Origin of the sequence: Streptosporangium sp. NPDC005286, assembly GCF_040607515.1 — a bacterium.
GTDB lineage: Bacteria > Actinomycetota > Actinomycetes > Streptosporangiales > Streptosporangiaceae > Streptosporangium.
Genome location: NZ_JBEXGU010000280.1, coordinates 1 through 7,763 on the forward strand (window position 1 = coordinate 1; position 7,763 = coordinate 7,763).

General features: G+C 68.5%; 7 protein-coding genes. 3 read left to right on the plus strand and 4 right to left on the minus strand.

Features of this window, described 5'->3' with window-relative positions:
- The coding region (locus ABZU75_RS44275) for an alpha/beta hydrolase (RefSeq protein WP_355568814.1) at positions 1-786 on the minus strand (786 nt) is incomplete at its 3' end.
- Positions 787-1,361: 575 nt separating this feature from the next.
- Here ABZU75_RS44275 and ABZU75_RS44280 point away from each other — a divergent pair.
- The 3 genes from ABZU75_RS44280 to ABZU75_RS44290 all read left to right on the plus strand — a co-directional run bounded on the left by ABZU75_RS44280 (position 1,362) and on the right by ABZU75_RS44290 (position 4,059).
- On the plus strand, positions 1,362-1,817 hold the full coding sequence (locus tag ABZU75_RS44280) for a DoxX family protein (RefSeq protein WP_355568817.1): 456 nt from the start codon (positions 1,362-1,364) through the stop codon (positions 1,815-1,817).
- 380 nt (positions 1,818-2,197) lie between these two features.
- Positions 2,198-3,181: an ATP-binding cassette domain-containing protein gene (locus tag ABZU75_RS44285; protein WP_355568820.1), complete on the plus strand. Its 984-nt coding sequence runs from the start codon at positions 2,198-2,200 to the stop codon at positions 3,179-3,181.
- Positions 3,182-3,294: 113 nt separating this feature from the next.
- Positions 3,295-4,059 (plus strand): ABC transporter permease, encoded by a 765-nt coding sequence (locus tag ABZU75_RS44290; RefSeq protein ID WP_355568823.1) that lies wholly within the window; start codon positions 3,295-3,297, stop codon positions 4,057-4,059.
- 112 nt (positions 4,060-4,171) lie between these two features.
- Here ABZU75_RS44290 and ABZU75_RS44295 read toward each other — a convergent pair whose 3' ends face one another.
- The 3 genes from ABZU75_RS44295 to ABZU75_RS44305 form a co-directional block, all read right to left on the minus strand.
- Entirely contained in the window at positions 4,172-4,807 is a 636-nt protein-coding gene (locus ABZU75_RS44295; RefSeq protein WP_355568826.1) for a hypothetical protein, read from the minus strand.
- Between the two features lie 267 nt (positions 4,808-5,074).
- On the minus strand, positions 5,075-6,088 hold the full coding sequence (locus ABZU75_RS44300; RefSeq protein ID WP_355568829.1) for a cytochrome d ubiquinol oxidase subunit II: 1,014 nt from the start codon (positions 6,086-6,088) through the stop codon (positions 5,075-5,077).
- A 4-nt stretch (positions 6,089-6,092) separates the two neighbouring features.
- Positions 6,093-7,475 carry a cytochrome ubiquinol oxidase subunit I gene (locus tag ABZU75_RS44305; RefSeq protein WP_355568832.1) on the minus strand — a complete coding sequence of 461 codons (1,383 nt, stop codon included), beginning with the start codon at positions 7,473-7,475 and terminating at the stop codon, positions 6,093-6,095.
- Positions 7,476-7,763: the final 288 nt, after the last annotated feature.

A 7,763-nucleotide genomic window follows, 5' to 3' on the forward strand; every position in this document is an offset into this window, starting at 1 on the left:
GTGCAGGTTCACCTGCACGTCGTGCGGGGCGCGCTCCCGCAGGAGCAGGGCGTCGGGATAGAGCACGTCGTGCGTGCCCACGAAGAGCTCGACCGGCGGCAGGCCGGTCAGATCACCGTGGACGGGGCTCAGCCGCGGGTCGCGCGGATCGTCCCCCGCGGCCCAGGCACGCCCGGCCTCGATCAGGCCGACGCTGCTGAGCCATGGATCGCGCCGTTCGACGACGGGGATGTCGGGGTGGGACATGGTGATGTCCAACCACGGTGACAGCAGGATCAGTCTGCCGGGCCGGGGCAGCGCGGAGGCGGCCAGGTCCTGCGCCAGGGCCAGCGCCAGACCGCCTCCGGCCGAGTCTCCGGCGAGGAAGACAGCCTCCGCCTCGCAGGTCTGTAGCAGGTCGCGGTAGACAGCGGTGAGGAAAGGAAAGGCTTCGCGGTAGGTGTGCCGGGGAGCCAGTCCGTAGATGGGCACCTCCACCCGCATCCCGGCATCGGCGAGTGCGAAGATGAAGCTCCAGTGCTCTTTGGTGATCTCGTCGATGTAGGCGCCGCCGTGCAGGTAGATCAACGCTTTGGCCGGGGCCGGGACCGAGCGCGGGATCACGGTGTAGCAGTCGAACCCCTCCAGGCTGCGCCGGTGCACCCGGTGCCGTGCGGCCGCCCGGGCCGGGGGAGCCGGATCGGCCTTGACTGCGTTGATCGCCTTGCGGGCCCGCTCGGCGGTGGCCATGCGCGGCTTGTACAGCCCGCGCAGCAGCACCGACAGGACCCTCATCTGCACGCTCATCACGCCTCCTGCGGAGCCTGCGGCTCATTCATGACCGGCTTCGTATCCGTCCCTTGCCGACGCGCCGGCTGCCGCCCGCGATCGGGCCTGCCCATGGGGTACGCGGCACGTCGTCCACCACCTGCACACTGCGCGGCACCTTAGTATCCGGCCGGCGTGGTACGACGAATACTGGAATCCGCCTGTCGATAGGGGGCGCGGTTCGGGCGACGTCCACAACCTCCGTGTCCCGGGTACGCAGGTCACGAGTCACGACCGCACATGGAACGCGCCAATCAGCCGTATGGTTGAAACGTACATTAAATAGTTAAGTAGAACATGTGTCGCCAAAAGGCGATCTATTCGGTTCAGCTGCGATTTTCGTACTTAACTCACTCTTTACCGATCAGTACTGATCGCCGACTCCAGACATCACGCCTGTGACGATCTACCATGACACTCAACCTTGACAAAGGGTTAAACAAGGACACGGGCCGTCGTGTCATCGAACCGTACGGAGCGAGGGTGGAATGTGGCCCGGCGATGCCGTGTGGAAACAACGGATACGCGGCGCCATGAAAATCAGGGGTGATTCCATGCAGATCAACCGATTCAACGGGCCGGTGCTCTCGCTCTTCCGCATCGTGACAAGTCTTCTCTTCCTGTGCCACGGCCTGGCGTCGATGTTCGGCGTCTTCGGCGGCAACCGCGGCACCGGCCAGGCCCTCGCGTTCGGCGTCTGGCCCGGCTGGTGGGCCGCACTCATCCAGGTGGTCTGCGGCGGGCTCGTCCTCGCCGGGTTCCTCACTCGTGTCAACGCGACGCTCGCGTCAGGCTCGATGGCCTACGCGTACTTCGTGGTGCACCTGCCGCAGGACTTCATGCCGTTGCGCAACGGCGGCGAGCTCGCGGCGCTGTTCTGCTGGTCGTTCCTGATCATCGCCGTGCTCGGCCCCGGCTCCTGGGCGATCGACGCCCTGCTCCGACGCCGCCGCGGCGCCTCGGCCGTCCCCCGTCAGATCCACGCCCCCGCGCACGCCGAGGGAACCTGACCAGCACCTTTTCCCAGGAGCGTAGCGGAGCCCTGGGCGCCGATCCGGCGCCTGGGGCTCTCTCGCGTTCCGGCGGCTCAGGGGCGTCACCGAGGCCCGGCTTCCCACGACGGAACGGGAATTTCGCACTGTTTTTCATTGCTTCAGCCGGATTCGGAAAAGCCCAGGTCAGCGTGGGGAACCCGGTTCGGGCGGGTGCCGGAAAGGACCTTGCACCGACCCGAGGGAGCGCGAGTTTTCGCAGGTCAGAGCAAATGTGAATGTACGTTTCACGTTTGCCTGATCCGGATCGCGTGGGTAAAGATGAATCATCTCCAGCCGGACCCCCGACCAGGGGTTTCTTCGGCATGCCACCAACCGACCACCCCGAGGAGGGGACGATGATCCATGCCCGAGGGCTGACCCGGCGATTCAAGGTCGGAAAAGGAGGCGTCGACGCCGTGCGCGGTCTCGACATCGATGTGGAGGCGGGTCAGTTGGTGGCCTTCCTCGGTCCGAACGGCGCGGGGAAGTCCACCAGCCTGCGCATGCTGACCTCCCTGCTCCCGCCGACGTCGGGAACCGCGACCGTGGCGGGCCGCGATGTCGTGTCGGATCCGGCCGGGGTCCGCGCCCGCATCGGCTACGTCGGCCAGAAGAGCAGCGCGGGCGAGAACTTCCGCGTCCGCGACGAGCTGGTGACCCAGGCGCGCTGCTACGGGCTGCGGCGGGCCGAGGCGCGGCGGCGGGCCGACGAGGTCCTCGGCCTGCTGAACCTGGAAGCGCTGGCCACCCGGAGGCCCGGCACCCTATCCGGCGGCCAGCGCCGCCGTCTCGACATCGCCCTGGGCCTCATCCACCGGCCCGGCCTGCTGTTCCTGGACGAGCCCTCGACCGGCCTCGACCCGCAGAGCCGCGCCAACATCTGGGAGCACATCCTGCGGTTGCGCGAGGAACACGGCACGACCCTCTTCCTGACCACTCACTACCTGGAGGAGGCCGACACCATGGCCGAACGGGTGGTGATCATCGACCACGGCCGGATCATCGCCGACGGAACCGCCGAGCAGTTGAAGGGCGAGCTGGCCGGCGACCGCGTCACGGTCACCGTCCACGACGAGCCGGAGGCGGCGAGGGCCGCCGAGGTCGCCGCGCGGATCGCGAGATCGGACGCGGTCACCGTCGACGGGAGGACGGTACGGCTGCGGGTGCCCCACGCGGGCAGGGCACTGCCGGAGTACCTGCGCTCCCTGGAGGTCTCGGGGGTGAAGGTCGCCACCGCGGAGACCGCCCGGCCCACGCTGGACGACGTGTTCCTCGCGATGACCGGCCGCAGCCTGCGCGAGAGCGACGAGAACCACGGGACCGCCCCGCACGACGCCTGAGCGTCGGCGCCGCCCCCTCGCACTGACCGGCCCCGCACTGAACGGCCACGCCCCGCGCAACACCTGGCCATCGGCGACATGCCCCTCCCCCACCGGCAAGAAAGGTCACCCCCGTGAGCGTACGACTCTTCCTCCGTGACACCTCGACCGTGTTCTCCCGCGAGTTCGTCCCCGTGTTGCGCGAACCCCTCGGCCTCCTCTTCACCATGGGGCAGCCACTGCTCTTCCTCTTCCTGTTCGGTCCGCTGCTCGCCGGAACGCAGAGTTTCGAGGGCCAGGGATCGCCGTGGCAGTGGTTCGTGCCCGGCATTCTGATCATGATGTGCCTGTCCGGGCCGATGATGGCCGGCTACTCGCTGCTGGTGGAGCTGATCGGCGGCTCGATGGAGCGCATGCTGGTCACCCCGCTGAACCGCACGGCGATGCTGGTCGGCCGGACGATGAAGGAGTTCGTGATCCTGCTGGCCCAGGCCGCGCTGATCATCGCGCTCGCGGTGCCGCTGGGCTTCCGCCCGCACCTGCCGGGGGTGCTGACCGGGCTGGCGATACTGGTCGTGTTCGGGATCGGCCTGGGATCGCTCTCCTTCGTCCTCGCGATCGCGTCCAGACCGAGCGGCAACCTGTTCTACGGGGTCACCCAGCTGGTGCTGTTCCCGCTGATGCTGCTCTCCGGCGTGCTGCTGCCGATGGACTTCGGCCCGGCGTGGCTCCAGGCGGTCGCCGCGCTGAACCCGGTCACCCACATCGTCGAGGCGGAGCGGGCACTGTTCTCCGGCCGTTTCGCGGACACCTCGGTGCTGTACGGGACGCTCTGGGCCTGCGTCGTCGCCGCGGTGGGCCTGGCCATGGGCACCAGGGCGATGCGCCGCGGCATCTGACACGACGCTCTCGGCAGCGGGCGCGCGTCCGGCCGGCTCCTCTCCGTCTGCGCGGAGAAGACGGAGAGCCCCGCTCCCCGGGAAGGCGAGCGGGGCCGTGCTGCGTGCGCGACTAGTTGGGGGTGGGGGTCGTCGTGGGGGTCGTCGTGGGCGCCGCAGCCGGCGCCGGGGAGGTGACCGGGGCACCGCCCTTCTTGCAGTTGCCCGTCTTGAAGACCGCGGGGTTCGGGTCGACGTCGGTGCAGGTGTACTGCTTCCCGCCGGGAATGCCGAGGGCTGCGAGGTCGAGGGTGATGTACTTGAGCTCCGAGGCGTCCTGCCCGTCCTTACCGTCGACGCCGTCCTTACCGGGGGCGCCGTCCTTACCGGGGGCGCCGTCCTTACCGGCCTCTCCCGGAGCGCCGGGCTTACCAATCGGCCCCTGCGGGCCGGTCTTACCAATCGGCCCCTGCGGGCCGGTCAGGCCCTGCGGGCCCTGAGGACCTCGCGGACCCGTCTCCCCCTGCGGGCCGGGGCCGGCCACCGTACTCTGCCCCTCGCCGGCCTGCTTGGTCCACCACACCTTGACCTCGGTGGGCTTGCACTTCGTGGTGGCGTTGACGAGCCGCACGTAGCCGGTGCTCTTGGCCTTGCACGCGTAGATGAGGTCAGCGCCTGAGGTCTGTGCCGCCGAGGCGGTGGTGACGCTGGACAGGCCGACCGCAAGGACCGCGGTAGCCGCGATCGCCAAGGGCGTCTTGAAACGCATATAGAACTCCAGAAAAGAAAGGGAAGGCCGTGCCGCGGCTCGACAACAGTGGCAGTTGGGAACGGTCCACGCTGCCATATCGGATCATGTAATGAAAAAGAGACCAGTTCCTCCGGTGGCCGGTCTGGGTTCCGGCAGCATCTCCATACCGGCCGTGCTGGAGGGGCGCACCCGCGCGGTGATGGAGCGGGTGGACATGACCCGCGACCCGGCCGGCGATTTCGGCCGGCCACGGGTGCTACGCCCCGGCGTCCCGTACCGGCTCGGTCAGTCAGACGCGTCAGAACGGTATGACCAGCGCCTCTGCAGCAGGAACAGCAGGGCCAGGGAGGGCACCAGGAGCAGCGCCCCGACGGCGAGCGAGATCAGCGTCGCGGTCAGCACCGCCGGATGCGCCGCGGCCTCGTTCAACGTGAGGGACGGCGGAAGCATCAGGGGATACTGCGCGAGTGGCCAGCCCCACAGCACCGCGGTGACGGCCAGCGCGCCGGTGATCCGGACGAGCGTGAAGCTCCGCCGCCACAGCAGGACCAGGGAGAGCAGTCCGAACACCGCGCTGGCGATCACCAGGGGCAGCGCCCGGTGGGTGAGTCCCTCGAACAACCGGGGCGCGTCCGCCCGGAGCACCGCGATGCCGGCGAGCGCGACGACTCCGACGCACGATCCCGTGATCAGCGCCTTGGTCCGGAAACTCTCCGCCAGGTGCGACATCCCCGCCCGTACCGCGTCGTCACACAGGTATATCGCGGCCAGGTAGGCGCAGGTGCCGACCGCGAGAACCCCGCCCAGCATGGAGGTCGGATTCAGCCAGCCGGTCACGATGTTTCCGGCCGCGAGGCCCACCGGAACACGTCCCGAGGCGACCCCTCCGGCGGCGGCGCCCAGGAAGAAGGGGGTCAGCACGGAGGAGATCGCGAAAGCGGCGCCGAACAGGCGTTTCTGCCACAACTCCGTGGCGGCCTTACGGAAGGCGAAGGCGGATCCTCTGGCGATGATGCCGAACGCCACCAGCATCAGCGGGATGTAGAGGGTCGACATGACGGAGGCGAAGACCGGCGGGAACCCGGTCCACAACATGACGAGCACAAAGATCAACCACACGTGGTTGGCCTCCCAGACCGGCCCGATGGAGTGCTCGATGAGGTTGCGCTCCGGCATGCCCGCTCTGCTGCGCCCGGCCAGCAGATCCCAGATGCCGCCGCCGAAGTCGGCTCCGCCCAGCAACGCGTAGCCGGTCACCCCCACCCAGAGCACGAGCAACACGATCTGCGCCGGGTCCATCGGATCAGTCCCGTTCCTGAGGGGCGTGCAGGAGCACTTCGCCGGGGATCTCCTCCGCCGGGACCTCCTTGGGTTCACGTGCCAGCCGGCGCAGGACGTAGCCGATGGCGACGGTGAGGAACAGATAGACCAGCAGGAGGGCGAGGAACCCCAGCCACAGCCCGGGGGCGGGGTTGACTCCGTCGGCCGTGCGCAGCCTGCCGTACACGACCCAGGGCTGCCTGCCGACCTCCGTCACGATCCAGCCCGTCTCCACCGCGACGACGGCGGCGACGCCGCAGACGGCCGCGAGTCTCAGGAACCACGGGGAGCGCGGCAGGTCGCGCCGCCGCCACCAGGTCAGGGCGAACCAGGCCGCCATCAGGAGCAGGAAGAAACCGATCCCCACCATCATGTCGAAGGCCAGGTGCACGGGGTTGACCGGCGGGCGGTCGGCCGCAGGCACGACGTTCAGCCCCTGGACCACGGTGTCGGGGTGAAAGCCCACCAGCATGGAGAGGCCGTAGGGAATCTCCAGCGCGTAGCGCAGTTCGTCGTTCACCACGAAGCCACCGATGCTCAACGGCGCACCGGCGCGGGTCTGGAAGAGAGCCTCCGCGGCGGCGAGCTTGACCGGCTGGTTGGTGGCCAGGAATCTGGCGATGAAGTCGCCCACCACGATCTGGATCGGGGCGAATATCGAGCCGAGCGTGAAGGGAATCAGGAATCCCAGCCGGTGGTAGCGATCCCGCCGTCCGCGCAGCAGGGCCACCGCGTACACCCCCGCGACGAGGAATCCGGCGACCATGAACGCCGCCACGATCATGTGCGTCGTCTGCAGCGGCGTGGCCGGGTTGAGCATCGCGCCCCACGGGTCCACGCTGGTGATCTTCCCGTCCTTCGCCTCGAACCCGACCGGCTGGTTCATCCAGGCGTTGGCCGAGACCACGAAGAACGCCGACGCCGTCCCCGCGATCATGACGGGAATCCCGGTCAGCAGGTGGATCCTGGGCGGTAGCCGGTCCCAGGAATAGAGGTAGACACCGATGAAGATGGCCTCGATGAAGAAGGCGATCCCCTCCAGTGCGAAGGGGAACCCCATCACCTGGCCGTAGACGCCCATGAGACCCGGCCAGAGCAGGCCCAGTTCGAAGCTGAGGATCGTTCCGGAGACCGCCCCGACCGCGAACAGCACTCCCACGGCCCTGGCCCACTTGCGGGCCAGCCGCATGTAGTTGTCGTCGCCGGTGCGGATCGCCCGCCACTCGGTGAACACCAGCAGGACCGGCATGCCGACCCCCATGCACGACAGCACGATGTGCCAGCCCAGCGACACCGCCATCTGCAGCCGTGCCGCCAGCAGATCCGTCGCGCTCGCCGCCCCGGCCAGCGCGCTGATCCCCGTCACGGCACGGACACTTCAGCGCGCGTGACACGGTGGCCGGTCTCCCCATGCACGTCCGGCCACCCGCCCCGCACCTGAAAACAGCATCTGACCTGCATGGAAGCGCTCTTCCCTGTAGGTATGAGCCACAAACGACGGGAGGTCGTGTCCATGAATCCGGTGCGAGATGCCGCGTCGGGAACCGGTCACGGATCGCCCCTGACCAGATGCGGGGATAAATCGGTCTTATCGCCACGGGAAACAGGCCAGTTCCTTGATCTGGGTGATTCCGCACGCCGGTGGTGTGCGGAA

Bases quoted from the DNA above. Each gene is read 5' to 3' on its own strand.
- ABZU75_RS44295 (WP_355568826.1), bottom strand. From the start codon at position 4,807: ATGCGTTTCAAGACGCCCTTGGCGATCGCGGCTACCGCGGTCCTTGCG.
- ABZU75_RS44300 (WP_355568829.1), bottom strand. From the start codon at position 6,088: ATGGACCCGGCGCAGATCGTGTTGCTCGTGCTCTGGGTGGGGGTGACC.
- ABZU75_RS44285 (WP_355568820.1), top strand. From the start codon at position 2,198: ATGATCCATGCCCGAGGGCTGACCCGGCGATTCAAGGTCGGAAAAGGA.
- ABZU75_RS44280 (WP_355568817.1), top strand. From the start codon at position 1,362: ATGCAGATCAACCGATTCAACGGGCCGGTGCTCTCGCTCTTCCGCATC.